General features: G+C 57.3%; 19 protein-coding genes. 9 read left to right on the forward strand and 10 right to left on the reverse strand.

The features are described from left to right. Positions 1–34 precede the first annotated feature (34 nt). Both ACR0AP_RS13775 and ACR0AP_RS13780 read right to left on the reverse strand, forming a co-directional pair. Positions 35–889, reverse strand: a complete 855-nt coding sequence (locus tag ACR0AP_RS13775; RefSeq protein WP_480507178.1) for a flagellar motor protein MotB — start codon at positions 887–889, stop codon at positions 35–37. 88 nt (positions 890–977) lie between these two features. Next, entirely contained in the window at positions 978–2,315 is a 1,338-nt protein-coding gene (locus ACR0AP_RS13780; RefSeq protein WP_480507180.1) for a FliI/YscN family ATPase, read from the reverse strand. A gap of 87 nt (positions 2,316–2,402) precedes the next feature. On the opposite strand from ACR0AP_RS13780, the gene ACR0AP_RS13785 reads away from it, so the two are divergent. The 9 genes from ACR0AP_RS13785 to ACR0AP_RS13825 are packed head-to-tail and all read left to right on the forward strand — an operon-like array spanning position 2,403 to position 6,941. After that, positions 2,403–2,789: a FlgB family protein gene (locus ACR0AP_RS13785; protein ID WP_480488145.1), complete on the forward strand. Its 387-nt coding sequence runs from the start codon at positions 2,403–2,405 to the stop codon at positions 2,787–2,789. A gap of 12 nt (positions 2,790–2,801) precedes the next feature. After that, positions 2,802–3,188: a flagellar basal body rod protein FlgC gene (flgC, locus tag ACR0AP_RS13790; protein WP_480507182.1), complete on the forward strand. Its 387-nt coding sequence runs from the start codon at positions 2,802–2,804 to the stop codon at positions 3,186–3,188. A gap of 11 nt (positions 3,189–3,199) precedes the next feature. Then, complete coding sequence (fliE, locus tag ACR0AP_RS13795) at positions 3,200–3,490, forward strand: flagellar hook-basal body complex protein FliE (RefSeq protein WP_480483912.1); 291 nt, start codon at positions 3,200–3,202, stop codon at positions 3,488–3,490. 4 nt (positions 3,491–3,494) lie between these two features. Then, on the forward strand, positions 3,495–3,767 hold the full coding sequence (locus tag ACR0AP_RS13800; protein ID WP_171621143.1) for a flagellar biosynthetic protein FliQ: 273 nt from the start codon (positions 3,495–3,497) through the stop codon (positions 3,765–3,767). Then, positions 3,767–4,477, forward strand: a complete 711-nt coding sequence (locus tag ACR0AP_RS13805; RefSeq protein WP_480507185.1) for a flagellar hook-basal body complex protein — start codon at positions 3,767–3,769, stop codon at positions 4,475–4,477. The genes ACR0AP_RS13800 and ACR0AP_RS13805 overlap by 1 nt, the downstream gene beginning before the upstream one ends. A gap of 21 nt (positions 4,478–4,498) precedes the next feature. Beyond that, positions 4,499–5,284: a flagellar basal-body rod protein FlgG gene (gene flgG, locus ACR0AP_RS13810; RefSeq protein ID WP_480507187.1), complete on the forward strand. Its 786-nt coding sequence runs from the start codon at positions 4,499–4,501 to the stop codon at positions 5,282–5,284. Next, positions 5,284–5,700 (forward strand): flagellar basal body P-ring formation chaperone FlgA, encoded by a 417-nt coding sequence (gene flgA / locus ACR0AP_RS13815; RefSeq protein ID WP_480507276.1) that lies wholly within the window; start codon positions 5,284–5,286, stop codon positions 5,698–5,700. Before flgG ends, flgA begins: the two co-directional genes overlap by 1 nt. Further along, on the forward strand, positions 5,700–6,431 hold the full coding sequence (gene flgH, locus ACR0AP_RS13820) for a flagellar basal body L-ring protein FlgH (protein ID WP_480488139.1): 732 nt from the start codon (positions 5,700–5,702) through the stop codon (positions 6,429–6,431). The genes flgA and flgH overlap by 1 nt, the downstream gene beginning before the upstream one ends. Before the next feature lie 9 nt (positions 6,432–6,440). After that, the gene (locus ACR0AP_RS13825; RefSeq protein WP_480507189.1) at positions 6,441–6,941 is read left to right on the forward strand and encodes a flagellar basal body-associated protein FliL; all 501 of its coding nucleotides are present in this window, start codon (positions 6,441–6,443) and stop codon (positions 6,939–6,941) included. Between the two features lie 34 nt (positions 6,942–6,975). Here the strand turns inward: ACR0AP_RS13825 and ACR0AP_RS13830 are convergent, their stop codons facing one another. From ACR0AP_RS13830 to ACR0AP_RS13865, 8 genes are all read right to left on the reverse strand, one after another. After that, the gene (locus tag ACR0AP_RS13830; RefSeq protein WP_480507191.1) at positions 6,976–7,359 is read right to left on the reverse strand and encodes a hypothetical protein; all 384 of its coding nucleotides are present in this window, start codon (positions 7,357–7,359) and stop codon (positions 6,976–6,978) included. Continuing rightward, a complete protein-coding gene (locus tag ACR0AP_RS13835) occupies positions 7,356–8,444 on the reverse strand; it encodes an EscU/YscU/HrcU family type III secretion system export apparatus switch protein (protein WP_480507193.1) in 1,089 nt (362 codons plus the stop codon). Before ACR0AP_RS13835 ends, ACR0AP_RS13830 begins: the two co-directional genes overlap by 4 nt. Beyond that, on the reverse strand, positions 8,441–9,214 hold the full coding sequence (locus ACR0AP_RS13840; RefSeq protein ID WP_480507195.1) for a flagellar biosynthetic protein FliR: 774 nt from the start codon (positions 9,212–9,214) through the stop codon (positions 8,441–8,443). Before ACR0AP_RS13840 ends, ACR0AP_RS13835 begins: the two co-directional genes overlap by 4 nt. After that, positions 9,211–11,298, reverse strand: a complete 2,088-nt coding sequence (gene flhA / locus ACR0AP_RS13845; protein WP_480507197.1) for a flagellar biosynthesis protein FlhA — start codon at positions 11,296–11,298, stop codon at positions 9,211–9,213. Before flhA ends, ACR0AP_RS13840 begins: the two co-directional genes overlap by 4 nt. 9 nt (positions 11,299–11,307) lie before the next feature. Next, complete coding sequence (locus tag ACR0AP_RS13850; protein WP_480507199.1) at positions 11,308–12,006, reverse strand: transglycosylase SLT domain-containing protein; 699 nt, start codon at positions 12,004–12,006, stop codon at positions 11,308–11,310. 72 nt (positions 12,007–12,078) lie between these two features. Further along, positions 12,079–12,507: an Lrp/AsnC family transcriptional regulator gene (locus ACR0AP_RS13855; protein WP_480474766.1), complete on the reverse strand. Its 429-nt coding sequence runs from the start codon at positions 12,505–12,507 to the stop codon at positions 12,079–12,081. A 52-nt stretch (positions 12,508–12,559) separates the two neighbouring features. Further along, positions 12,560–13,879: an MFS transporter gene (locus ACR0AP_RS13860; RefSeq protein ID WP_480507201.1), complete on the reverse strand. Its 1,320-nt coding sequence runs from the start codon at positions 13,877–13,879 to the stop codon at positions 12,560–12,562. A gap of 3 nt (positions 13,880–13,882) precedes the next feature. Continuing rightward, on the reverse strand, positions 13,883–14,140 hold the full coding sequence (locus ACR0AP_RS13865; RefSeq protein WP_209599209.1) for a metal-sensing transcriptional repressor: 258 nt from the start codon (positions 14,138–14,140) through the stop codon (positions 13,883–13,885). Positions 14,141–14,164 lie beyond the last annotated feature (24 nt).

Consider the following 14,164-nt stretch of genomic DNA (forward strand, 5'->3'; position numbering starts at 1 on the left):
ACAGCGCGCTAACAGGTAAAATGCGTTCTATCCTTTAGGGTCGCCGCAGATAGGGTCGCCGCAGAAATATCACTTCGATTCTGTTGTTCCGAACCGCCATCGGATTGTCGGTGAAGAGTTTTCGGTCAGCATGACCTGTGACGCGATCCATCCGGCTTGCCGCTACGCCTTTGTCCTGTAACAGCTGGCGGACTGATTGCGCCCGGGAAGTGGACAGATCCCAGGTGGTATTGCGAACCTGCACAACAGGAGATGCGCTGACATGGCCTTTGACAGCAATCGGGTTGGTCACGAGATCCGAAGAACGCGCTATGATCAAAGCAAGCGCCCGCAAGATCCCGGTTGGTTTCCCGGAACCGGGGTCGAACAGTGGCTGGGTGTCCGTATCGAATAGCTCAACAACGAATCCTTCGTCGGTGACGCGTGTCACGATATGCCTGAGAAGCTTATCCGACACCTCGCTTTCACCGGTTCGCCCCAAAAGCTGAGCTTCAAGCGTCGAGAAGTCTTCGGTGTCACCTTTGCCACCACCGATGGCATCCAAACCGGTTGACCCGCGTGCCTGACGGGATTCAGTTGCGTGTTTGGTGCTGGCCCCGGCACCATCCCGCAGCAATGTCTTTTCCGACAACATACTGTCGCCGCCAAAAGCACCGTCTCCGCCGCCGGATTCGGGGCTCAGAGGGATTGTCGGGGCGAAGTAATCCGCCAACCCTTTGCGTTGCTGTTCAGTTGTCGCGTTCAGCAGCCACATCAACATGAAGAAGGCCATCATGGCCGTGACAAAGTCGGCATATGCAACTTTCCACGCACCGCCGTGGTGACCATCACCACCCGACACACGCTTCTTCTTGATGATGATTGGCGCCGCATTGGTCTGCGCACCCATCTCCACCACCTATATTATCACCCGACTTTTTGCCTAGCAGCGCAGGTCTTAAGGTGGCCTTAATACTTAAAACTGTTTGGAATTCTGCCTAGCGTGGCAAGCTGATCGATGCACGACGCAGTATCAATGACAAGCGGTTAAAGCTGTTTTCGATTCCCTCAGCTTCCGGTTTGGCAAAAAAGGCGTCCAATTCCTCGTGAACGCGAACGGCCTGATCCAGCAGCAGATCAGACCCTTCGGCGTATAGCCCGGCCTTGATCATCACTTCGGACTGCTCGTAACTGCCCACGAGTTTTCGGGTTTCTGTGATCATCTGGTTCTCGGCCTCGGATGCGGCTCCCGGCAGGCTCCGCGACACAGATCTGCTGACGTCAATGGCCGGGAAACGCCCCCGTTCGGCGATGTCGCGGCTGAGTACAATGTGCCCGTCCAAAACGCCGCGCAGAATGTCAGCGATGGGTTCATCCATGTCCGAACCGGCCACCAAAACGCTGAATACCGCAGTAATATCCCCCTGTTCCTGCGTTCCGGGACCTGCGCGTTCGCAAAGACTGGCAATCAGGGGGGTGACAGAGGGTGGATATCCCCGCAAAGACGGGGATTCCCCCATAGAAACAGCGATTTCACGATGCGCCTCAGCGAAGCGGGTCACGGAATCAGCCAGAAAAAGAATGTTCAGACCCAGATCCCGCAGATACTCGGCCGTCGACATGGCCGACCAGGCACACCGCCTGCGCGCCAATGCCGACTGGTCAGAGGTGGCGGCCACCACGATTGTGCGCTTCATGGCTTCGGGGCCAATGGCCTGCGCGACAAATTCATTCACCTCGCGTCCGCGCTCGCCAATCAGAGCGACTACGACGACATCGGACTGCATAGACCGGGCCAGAGTGGAAAGCAGGGTCGATTTACCGACACCCGACCCGGCAAACAACCCCACCCGCTGCCCGCGTACGACGGGCAACACAGTGTTGAGAACCGACAAGCCGGTGACCATCCTCTGCCCCAAAGGTTTGCGTGTCACGGCTGGTGGAGGGGCCTGCATGATATCGCGCGTCTGCGATCCGCTCAGCAGCGGTTTTCCATCCAAGGGCCTGCCAAAGGGGTCGATTACCCGTCCAAGCCAGTGCAATCCCGGTGCAAAATCTGGTGATGGGTCAAGGTAGACGCGATCCCCCAGGCTGACCCCATCGGGGGCCGCATTGGGGAGCATTTTAATATGGCCAGAACCGACATGAAGCACCTCGCCCACAAGATCGGACCCGACGCGCCGCCGCAATGTCAGCAAATCCCCGACCCGGGCATGCGTGTTCAAACCACCGATTTCGATCAGACCCTGCGCGACGCCGGTGACCAGCCCCACGTGACGGACTGCGGTCATCCTGTCGAGTTCGTGTTTCAGAAGTACCGGGTCGAGATCAGACATCGTGGAGGCTCCAACTGAGTTCTGAAAACGGTTTCTAAAGGAATCGGGGTTAAGCCTTGATTGAAATTGATCGAGGGAGAAGCCCCGATGTTCTATGACCTGAACGTCTTTAAGACAGCGTACGCAATGGCAACCCATGCCGGGCAACGGCAGGCGGTCATTGCACGCAACATGGCGAATGCCGATACGCCGGGCTATCAGCCGCGCGATATCGAGGCCTTTCAGAAAGCTTTCGAAACCACCGGGCATGACGTGACCATGGACGCCACGCGGCCGGGCCATCTGCATGGCAGTATCGGTGCGCAAAACTGGGCTGAGGTTGAAGCTGTCCCATCAGGTGATCCCAATGGCAATGGTGTGTCGCTTGAGGAAGAGATGCTTAAATCGGTCGAGGTCAAACGACAGCACGACCGAGCGCTGGCGATCTACAAATCCTCAATGGACATTCTGCGCACCAGTTTGGGTCGCGGATAAGGGGCGGCAGGTATGAGCGATTTTTCCCATTCCCTTGCTGCGTCAGCCAGTGCTTTGCGCGCGCAATCCGCGCGGTTGCGGCATGTGTCCGAAAACATCTCGAACGCGGACACGCCCGGCTATCGACGCAAAACCGTACCGTTTGAAACCGTGCAGAAAAACGGTGGGGACATGGTGCAGGCTGGCCGTGTGACGCTTGACCAGCGTTCGCTGAGCCGCATCTACGACCCCGGTCATCCGTTGGCAGATGAAAGTGGTCACTTCCAGGGCTCAAACGTCGATTTGATGATTGAAATCGCGGACGCGCGGGAAGCCCAGCGCAGTTATGAGGCCAACCTAAAGATGTTTGATCAGACGCGGCAGATGTCGTCGTCGCTGATGGAATTGCTCAGAAAATAAGGACTGCCAGAATGGATATCCGATCACTCAACGCCGCGCAGAATTATGCCGGCGCACGCTCTGCCACACAGGCCGATCCCGATCATGGCGGGGCGGCACAAGGATTGAGGGCGACCTTTCAGGACTTTGCAGCCACGCTCAGACACAGCGAACAGATGTCTCAGTCTGCGATGGTCGGTCAGGCTGATCCCCATGCACTTGTTCAGGCGCTGGCCCAGACCGAACTTGCGGTAGAAACCGCAGTGATCGTCCGCAACAAAGTGGTCGAAGCCTATCAGGAAATCCTAAGAATGCCGGTCTGACCCGATGCTCAGCGAAGGGCTTTTCTATGACATCGTTCGTCAGGCGTTGTGGGTTGCGGTCATTACATCCGTCCCGATCCTTGCCGTTGCTCTGGTTTCTGGCCTGATTGTCGGTCTGTTCCAGGCGCTGACCTCGATTCAAGAGATGACCCTGACTTTTGTTCCCAAGTTGATCGCCATTGTCGTCGTGTTCTGGATTTCGATGGGGTTCATGACTCAGACCCTTGTTACGTTTTTTACCGGAACGCTTGTTCCCTTGATTGCAGGAGGCCGCTGATGGACACGGCTTACGTCACCTTGTCACGTCAGTCCGGGCTGATGAGTGAAATGCGGCTGGTGGCAAATAACATCGCAAATGCCAACACGACCGGATATCGCCAGCAGGGGCTGGTGTTTTCGGAGTACATTCGGGACATGCCGAACAATCCGTCCCTCTCCATGAGCCGGGCCGAGGCGCGCAACACGACACTGCAACAAGGCATGCTTACGGAAACCGGAGGGCAGTTTGATTTCGCCCTCGAAGGGGACGGGTTTTTTATGGTTGAAACCCCGGATGGTAACCGGTTGACGCGTGCGGGCAGCTTCTCGCCAAATGCCGAAGGCGATCTGGTTGCGATGGATGGCGCACGCGTTCTGGATGCCAACGGTGCCCCGGTCTTTATCCCGCCCGATGCAGCTTCGATTGATGTCGGGAGTGATGGAACGTTGAGTGTCAACGGCCAATTTCTGGGCCAGTTGGGCGTTTTCAACGTCGCTGATCCGCAGAAGCTAATACGCGAAGGAAATACGTGGTTTCGTGCCAACGGTGCGATAGATCCAGTTGATGAACCCGTTGTTTTGCATCGTTTTCTCGAAGGTTCAAACGTCAACGCCATTCAGCAGGTGACCCGCTTGGTGGAAATCCAGCGCGCCTATGAGCTGGGGCAAAGCTTTCTTGACAGCGAAGACGAACGCGTTCGCGGAGCGCTCAAGGCGCTGATGCGCTGATCGGAAAAAGGAGAGTTTGTCATGCGAGCCCTGAAAATTGCCGCCACCGGAATGACCGCGCAACAGATGCGGGTCGAGACGATTTCCAACAACCTGGCAAACATGAACACCACTGGCTACAACGCCCGCCGGGCCGAATTTGCCGATCTGCATTATCAACAGATGGCGCGCGCCGGAACTGTAAACGCCTCGGACGGAACAGTATTGCCGACAGGTATTCAACTTGGTCTGGGCGTGCGGCCCGCAGCTGTTACCGTGCAACTGGAACAAGGTGCTTTGTCAGCCACCGGCAGTGATCTGGACGTGGCGATCGAGGGGCGCGGATATCTGGAAGTTACGCTGCCCAGCGGTCAGTCGGCGTATACGCGTGACGGCAGCCTCAAGCGGTCGGCAGAGGGTCTCATTGTCACCTCCGACGGTTATGCGGTTTCGCCGGAACTCACCGTTCCCGACGACGCACGGTCAATTTCGATCAATGCCGCTGGCGAGGTCTATGCATATTTCGACGACACTCCCGAGGGGCAATTGCTGGGTGAGTTTGTGCTTGCCAGCTTTTCGAATGCCAAGGGGCTGGAAGCCGTTGGCAGCAATCTGTTCAAGGAGACCGAGGCGTCGGGTGCCCCGGTGCTGGGAACTCCGGGAAGTGATGGGCTGGGTACATTGCGACAGGGTTATCTGGAAGACAGCTCGGTCGATGCAGTGCGCGAGGTAACCGAACTTATCGAGGCGCAGCGCGGCTATGAGATGAATGCCAAGGTGATCTCAGCTGTGGATCAAATGATGAGCGCGACAACGCAGGTGCGATGATGCGAGGACTCGGCATATATTTGGCACTACTGGCTCCAATCGCAGCACAGGCTGACATTGTGGTCCCAACCCGCACGATCCGGGCCAAGGAGATCATTTCTGCAACTGATTTGAAAACAAGCTCGACGGATGTCCCCGGTGCGGTGACTGACCCTAATCTTCTGATCGGGCAAGAGGCGCGGGTGGCACTGTATCCCGGCAGGCCGGTCCGAGAAATTGATGTACGCCCCCCCGCCATCGTTGACCGCAACGATCTGGTCGTCCTGATATTCGACCGCCAAGCCTTGTCGATAACTGCGGAAGGCCGCGCCTTGGGGCGTGGCGCTGCTGGGGATCGCATCCGGGTCATGAACCTGTCGTCCAGAACAACTGTAACCGGCCAAATCCGCGCGGATGGCCAAGTCGAGGTTAAGTGATGACCGGACTGTCGAAAACTCTCCTTCTCATAGCTTTGTCTTTGGCCGCGTGTGGTCGTCTGGATCATCTTGGCAAGCCCCCGAGTTTTACACCAAACGAAGAATCTCCCGAGCAGGTTGCCATGCTGTGGCCGGGTCTGCCCTTGCACACGCAACCACAACGCACCGTTGACCGCTCATCTCTCTGGAGCGGAGGGCAGCAATCGTTGCTGGGCGACCAGCGGGCGATCAAGAAAGGTGACATTCTGACAGTGGTCATCGAGCTGGATGAAAAAGCTGAGATATCAAACAACACCAGACGGTCCAGATCAGGCTCGGAAAACCTTGAGGTTCCTGGCCTCTTTGGTTTGCCCCAGCGCGTGCAAAAACACTTACCTGACGGGGCATCACTGGATGAAGCCGTGTCAATCGAAGCGGATTCCTCAAGTTCTGGGCGGGGATCTGTGAGGCGAAACGAGAAACTAACCCTGCGTGTCGCCGCGACGGTTCTGGATGTTCTGCCGAACGGGGTTCTTTCGATTTCCGGCTCGCAGGAGTTGCGGGTCAATTTTGAGCTGCGCGAGCTTTTGGTGGCCGGGTATGTCCGCCCTCAGGATATCTCGCGACAAAACGAAGTCACCTACGACAAGATCGCCTCGGCGCGGGTGTCTTATGGTGGAAGAGGTCAGATTACGGATGTCCAGCAACCCCGATACGGCCAGCAAGTTCTTGATTCACTCTTGCCGTTCTGAGGTGCGACCGTGATTGCAAAACTGGTTCCAGTCGTTTTCCTGATTGTCGGCCTGGGTGCGGGTATCGGTGCCGGGCTGTTTCTGTCACCTTCGGGCGAGCCCGACAAAACAGCCGCCGAAAAAGAAGTGGCAAAAGAAGAGAAGGCCGGTCACGAGAAGTCTGAAAAGTCCAAGGAAAAAAAGCCAGCCTATGGGTATCTAAAGTTGACCAAACATTTTGTCGTTCCGGTGGTTGGGGATGACGAAATCGAAGCGATGGTCACTTTGTCTCTCAGCATTGAGGCGAACACAGCAATTGAAGAAACGTTTTATTCCATTGAACCCAAGCTGCGGGATGCCTTTCTTCAGGTTCTGTTTGATCACGCAAATAACGGGGGTTTTGATGGGACGTTCACCGAATCCCGAAATCTGGATGTCTTGCGTAAGTCCCTGTTGGAAGAGGCAAAAAAAGAACTGGGTGAAGATGTTTCAAAAGTGCTGATCATAAGCGTGAACCGTCAAGATACCTGACGAAGTTCGCTTCACGGTACGGATCCGGCCAGCATTAACGGGTTTGTTTCCGGGCAACGGCCTGCCGGTGGTATTTCAGTTGCTGCTCCCGCAGGGTTGCGACGGCTTGTTTGCGTCCAAAAGCTATTCTGAGCGCTTCCATACCGGCGAGTTTCTGAGCGCGCGTTTGAGCAAGTCGCATGTTCAACGCGCGGCGCGTGGCAGATTCCCAGCCACGCCAAAGAATGTCTACCCCCGATATCTGATATCCTTCAGTCAAACCGCTGGCTTTGCGCATCTGGTCAAGCTGATGATCCAGTGTCGCCAATTGGTGCTGAATTCTGGCCTCGGCCTCGAGGATCGGGCGGAGTGTCTGAAATTGCTTCTGGAAAGCGACGTCGGCTATTTTTTCCAGCCCGTTTAACTGAGTGTCCTTCATCGGATCTGCTCCTTTGCACGTTTCCGCATCGCTTCGGCGAACCTGATTGCAGCGGCAACGGGGCGATAATGCTCTTCGGCGATCTCCTGCCCGATGTTGACAGTTGCGTGAAGCGCACGCGCCGTCGGAGGGTCCGAGTGTATAGGAACGCCAGCCTGACCCGCAGCAGAACGGATGGAAGAGGCCACTGCATCCGTACCCTTGGCGACACAAACAGGAGCACTGCCTGTAGCCCTCGACCATTTCAGCGCAACGGCAAAATGGGTGGGATTTACGATGACAACATCCGCGCCCGGAACATCTGCCATCATCTGGCTCGAGGCGATCTCCTGTGCACGTTGACGTCGGTGTTGCTTTACATACGGGTCGCCTTCGGCGTCCTTAGTTTCATCCTGGAGCTCTTTACGCGACATGCGGTTCTTGCGCATGTGCTCGGCGTATTGCCACAGAAAGTCGATTACGCCGATGCACAGGGCGATGGTAACCACAATGAACAGGAAGCGAAACAACAGGTTCGTCATCAGCTGTATGGATGACGTTGCCGGGGCCGCGCTGGCAGACAGAATTTCGGCCAGGTTCGACTTGATGAAAAGTGCGAGGCACAGGCTGTAGATCGCCAGTTTGGTTGTACTCTTGGCAAACTCGAACAAACCACCGCGCCCGAACTTGTTTTTGGCATTCGAAACAAGGGATATCCGCGAAAGCTTTGGCTTCAGTTTGCTGGGGGCGAACACCAGCGTGCGTTGGGCAATCAGATTTAGCAGAACGGCCACCGCTGGCAGGCAGAATAGCAAGGCAATGGGTGGCAACGCGCTACTCAGAATTTCGGCAACCGTTGCTGCCGCAGGTCCGGTTTTCAGAAGGTTCGCGATCTGGTCAGATTGGTCCATCAGAACCATGAACAGAGTTCCCAATTGCACGACCGCGTATTGCCCTGCCGCCAACAATGCGATCAGCAGTCCGGTATATGCCGCAACAACCGACAAGTCGTTGGACTTGGGAACCTCACCCTTTTCACGGGCTTTCTGGAGCTTTTGCGGCGTCGGCTCGTTTGACTTTTCGCTGTCATCATCGGCACCACTCATCGCTGGCCTCCGATCGGGTTCATGAAGAAGGCAAACAGCGCGTCCGACCAAACAGAGAGGATCAATGGTGCGCCCGCAAACAGCAGAAACAGCCCTGCAAATGTTATTGCTGGCGCGCCCACAAAGGCGACCATCAATTGCGGCATGGCCCGGTTGATGACCCCAAGTGCGAGGTTGTAGATCAACGAGGCGATGACGAATGGCGTTGCCAGCGAGAAGGCCAACACAAAGCTGCGTGAGATTTGTTGCACACCCCAATGGGACAAATCCGGCGCGCTTGGTGCCAACCCCATGGGAAATAGGGCATAACTCTGGATCAAAAACTGCGCGGCCCGAACGTGCAAGCCCATGATGACGGCAAGCGTCACCCCCGCGATCGTTAGCAGATATCCCATCGCCGGAACAGGATCAGCGGCCGCCGCGCCAAGCAATTGTGACAATGATGTGGATTGTGCGGCAATGGATCCGGCTGTTTGCAGCGCCAAAACAAACAGCCGCAACCCTGTTCCAAGCGCCAGCCCAATCAGGATTTCTGTCCCAACCAACCGCCCCAGTGTCCAAAGGCTGGGAGACAGGTCTAAATGTTGAATTGCCGGAAAAATGATCAGGGTAAAGGCGACGGAAATCCCCAGTTTCATCCGTGTTGGAATGCTGCGTTCACCGAATGCGGGCAGCAGTGAAACCAGAGCAGAGACGCGCAGAAACACCGCAACGGCCGGCCAGAGTGGTTCGGCCAGCTGCGTCAACAATTCTGGCGGCAACGCGATCACGCGGGAACAGTTCCTACCAGCGCGGGCTTGGCTTCCAACCCGATTTCCTCAAAAGAAAGGACCGGGTTTGGAACGCCGCGCGCATACATGATCGTACGCAACAATCGGCGTCGCCGGGACGAGGTCACGACCGCAGGAAACAGACCGTTATCCGCAGATCTGGCGATGCTGCTGACCATGCCGTCGGCCAGCTTGTTAAAAAGGTTCGGCGGTAGCGCGACATCCAACCCGGCGCTGGGCGCGTCGACCTGGTAGGTGGTGAACGTTTCCTCCCATTCGGGGGCCAGTTGGATTAGCGGAATCGAGCCATCCTCACGCTTCATGTCTGCGACCAGTTGAAAGCCGAGACGCTGGCGAACCAATTCGCAGATGCCTTCAGGTTGGGTGGTTGTCAGCCGCGCTTCGGCCACGCTTTCGAGGATCAGCACCATGTTCCGGATCGAAACCCGTTCCTCCAGAAGCAGTCGCAGAACGGCGTGCAATGTGTCGATTGGCACTTTGTCGGGGATCAATTCATCCAGCAACTTGCGGTTTGCCTCAGCCCGAACTGGGTCGCTCAGGCGGGTCATTTCGGTCAGCAGGCGGCGCAGGGATTTCAACGTCAGCAGGCGTGAGAAGTTCTGTTTGATGATCTCAAGCAGATGCGTGGCCAGGATCTCGGGCGGTGAGACTATGGTGGCCCCGTTCAGCGCTGCGTCCTCCTGATGTTTGGGCAGGATCCAGCGGGCAGGCGCGCCGTAAACCGGCTCGGTCACGTCATTGCCTTCGGGCAACAGATCGAACCCGTCCTGAACCAGAGCCAGAACCAGATCGGGGTTCAGAACGCCGCGTGCCTGTTCGACCCCCTGAACCTTGATCACGTAGGTCCCGGTTGGCAGGTCGGCTCGATCAGTCAAACGAATTTCGGGCAGGATCAAACCGAAGGTGGACGCCACGTAGGTGCGCATATTGGCGATGCGGGCATCCAATCCGGTTCCGGGATTCAAAACCAAGCTTACCAGATCGGGTGCGAATTCAAGGTGCACGTCATCCAGGTCCAGAATATCACCAATAGCCTGCGAGACCGGCACCTCGGTTTCGGTCGCCTGCGACTGCAATGACGGGTCTGTTTCTTTCTGCTTCTTCCGAATTCTGTAGGCCGCATAACCAAGTACAGCTGCACCGAGGATGAACGGCAGGAAAGGCAGGCCGGGCACCAGCGCAAACAGGACCATAAGAACCGCCACGGTAGACAGCGCAGCCGGATGCCGCCCGAGCTGGGAGAAAATGGCATTGTCGGTGGCACCCTGTGTTCCGCCGCGCGCCAGCAGCAATGCAGAGGCAATCGAGATGATAACCGCGGGGATCTGCGAGACCAGACCATCACCGACGGTCAGGATTGCATATGTCTCGAACGCCGAAGCCACCGGCATTCCGTGCACGATCACCCCCATGACCAAACCCATAACAAGGTTCAAAAGAGTGATCAGAAGGCCAGCAACGGCATCACCTTTGACAAATTTCGACGCACCGTCGAGCGAGCCGAAGAATGTCGTTTCCTGCTGTTCGCGTTCCCGCCGTTCCTTGGCTTGCTGATGGTCGATGGCCCCGGCTGACATGTCGCTGTCGATGGCAAGCTGCTTACCCGGCATCCCGTCCAAGGCAAAGCGCGCGCCGACCTCGGCCATACGGGCGGCCCCTTTGGTGATGACCATGAAATTCACGATCAGCAGCACGCCGAAAACCACAAGGCCCAGAAAGATGCTGCCGCCCATGACGAAATTGGCGAACCCTTCAATCACGTCACCAGCTGCGTTGGGTCCAGTATGCCCCTGACCGATGATCAGTTTGGTCGACGAGACGTTCAGCGACAGGCGCAGCATCAGCGATGCCAGCAGGATCGTTGGGAAGGACGAGAAATCCAGCGGACGTTCGATGAAAAGCGTCAGAGTGAAAATCAGGATGGCCAGCGCGAAAGAGGCGGCTAGCCCCACATCCAGCACCCAGGCAGGCATGGGCAGGATCATCATGACGATGACGGTCATCAGCGCCAGTGCCAACAGGACAGTGGGCGAAAACAGGGACCGGATGTCAATCTGGGGCACGCAGGTTTCCTAATTGAAAGGGATGAAAGCAGTTGCTGTGCTATTGGTCGGGACCAGAGAGCCCAGGGCAGTGGTGGCGGGTGCGGCCACTAGCATCGGAATCAAGGGTGTTCCGGCCCTTGTGAACGGATCGCGTGACTTGCCAGAAAACCCGTGCGAGGACGGGTTGTCCAATTGAGCCATCACCGTCTGGAATCGACCACGATAAGCCTCGGCCAGAGCATTCGTGCGGGAATGATACGCCCCGGCCGCAGCAGGCCACGAACCAAGCTCGAAATAAAGGTCTTTCAGGAAGCGGGCGGCGTAGGTTGCGTTCGCATCCGGATCAAACATCGCATCGATCGAGCGGAAGGCCTTACCATGCCAGCGATAATTGACCTGGAAACACCCGACGTCAAAGCTGCGAGAGCCCGCTTTGAAAATTTTGAAAACATAGGCCTTGGCCTCGGCCTCGGACTTGAACCAATACCCCTGACCTTCGGCATTTATTGTCCAGGGCCAGGGCTGCAACAGCCCGTCGACTGTTCGCCCGGTTTCAACGCGAGTTATGGCGCGCAGCACGTCCAGCGGAACATCTTCGGACAGTGCCGCACGGCGCGCGGCCTGATCACAAAGCCCGCCTGTCGGTGCTGCGTGCATGGCAGAACCCACCTGCGCCAACAGCACATGCAGTATTATGAAAGCAATCGGTATTCTGTGAATTGGCATTCTGCCGGTCCGGGATTCTGGTGTTCCCGTCCAAGCTAGACACTGATCGGTTTACAGAGGGTTATCGCAGCCTCAGTTTCGGTCGATCCTGCGCCCGAAAACAACGCTTGTATTGGTGCGCAGGACGCCGGGGATCTTCGCCAGATCGTCCACCAGAATGTCCAGATCCTCCAGCCTCGGGGCATCTGCGGTCAGCATCAGATCGAATTCGCCATTGATCGACAGGCACAGTTTGACCTCGGGATAAGCCTCGAGCCGTTTAAGGATCCGGTTGGTTTCCTTCTGCTGCACTTCCAGCATGACGATGACCTGCACTTTGGGCGTGTCTTCTGTGGACCCAAGGCGCACGGTGTATCCCGTGATTACGCCGCGATGTTCCAGACGACTGATCCGTTCATGCACGGTCGTGCGGGCCACACCCAGCGATGCCGCGATCTGCGTGGTCGAGGCACGTGCATTGGCTTGCAGGGCGGCGATGATGCGGCGGTCAAGCTGGTCCATTGGGGCTCCGGTTTGCGTCAAGTCCGGGTTTAGATCAGATGGACATCCTTTCTCAAGGCTCACGCGGCATGCGTGGGTGCAGGTCGTCGATAATGATCGGGTGCGCGTGCGGGCCCGCCCCGGCCAGATGCGGGTGATCTGGTGGTAGATCGGGGTGATTGTGAACAACCGGTTCCTGATCGTCACGCGGCCAAAGGCTGACTGCCACAACCACGCCTGCCATGGACAGAACAGACATACTGCCGAGCGCGACAGTCGGCCCATAGACGGTCATTATCCACCCAGCCAGCGGATACAGCACCAACCAGCAACCGTGTGACAGAGTAAACTGTGCGGCAAAGACGGCGGGGCGGTCTTCGGGATGGGCCGAACGGGTCAACAAACGACCCGAAGGCGTAAGGGTTGTAGAATACCCAAATCCGGTAAAGGCCCAAAAAACGGCAAGGACACCCAGCGTAAGTGGGATCGTCGCGGTCAGAACCGAGGCGACGGCCATAGCGCCCGACGCAAGAATAGCTCCGAACAACATAACCTTGCGATCCTCGATCCGATCCAGCACGCGGGGCAGAGTGAACGCCGCCAGCATCGACCCACCCCCAAATCCGGCCAGTGCAATGGCCACGGCGCTTTCTGACAGGCCAAGGGTGGCCCGCACGATGACCACTGTATTGACGATCACCATCGAACTCAGCGCTGCGGCGCTCCAGTTAAGCGCAAGCAGCCCGCGCAGCCGGGGGGTTTTCAGATAGATGCGAATTCCGCGTGTCGTGCGGTCATAAATCCCGCGTGGTTTGCTGGGCTTGGGCGAAGGCAGGGCGGCCGAGACTACCAGCAATGCCGAGGCAACAAACCCCAGCGCTGTGCCCCAGAACAGGCTGTTGAAGCTGACCAGCAACAGAAGTGCCGCGGCAAACATCGGGCTCAGCAGGCTTTCCATGTCGTAGGCAAGACGTGACAGTGACAAAGCGCGGGTATACTCGTTTTCGTTCGGCAAGACGTCCGGGATCGTTGCCTGAAAGGCAGGCGTAAAGCCAGCCGAGGCGGATTGGAGTAAGAAGATCAGCACATAGATTTGCCAGACCTCGGTCACGAAAGGCAGGCATACGGCGACTGCGGCGCGGATCAGGTCCAGAAAAACCAGCATCTTCCGACGGTCCAGCCGTTCGGCAAAAGCTGCCGCCAGTGGGGCCACGGTGACATAGGCCACCATCTTGATCGTCAGTGCGGTGCCCAGCACAAGGCCAGCAGCGTCTCCGGCCAGATCAAAGGCCAGCAGCCCCAGCGCGACTGTGGCCAGTCCGGTTCCGGTCAGGGCGACGATCTGGGCGGCAAACAGGTGGCGGTAGGTCCGGTTTTTTAGAATGCTCAGCATCGTTCAGAGGTATTTCGTGATGGCTTTGAAATCCTCGATCCCGCCGCTATCGCCATCAGAAGACAGGCAATGGTCGATGTGATCATGGATCAAGGCGCGCTTGGCATTGGTAACCGCTTTTTCAACGGCAAACAGCTGTTGGGCAATGTCTGAACAGGGGGCCTGACCTTCAAGCATGGCAATGACCTTTGCCAGATGCCCGTGGGCCCGTTTCAGCCTTGCCGTGATATGCGGATGCGACTCGCGGGGTACAATTGTCATGGTTTATCCCTATCCCCCCCATGG

Source organism: Ruegeria sp. AF7, assembly GCF_056541885.1.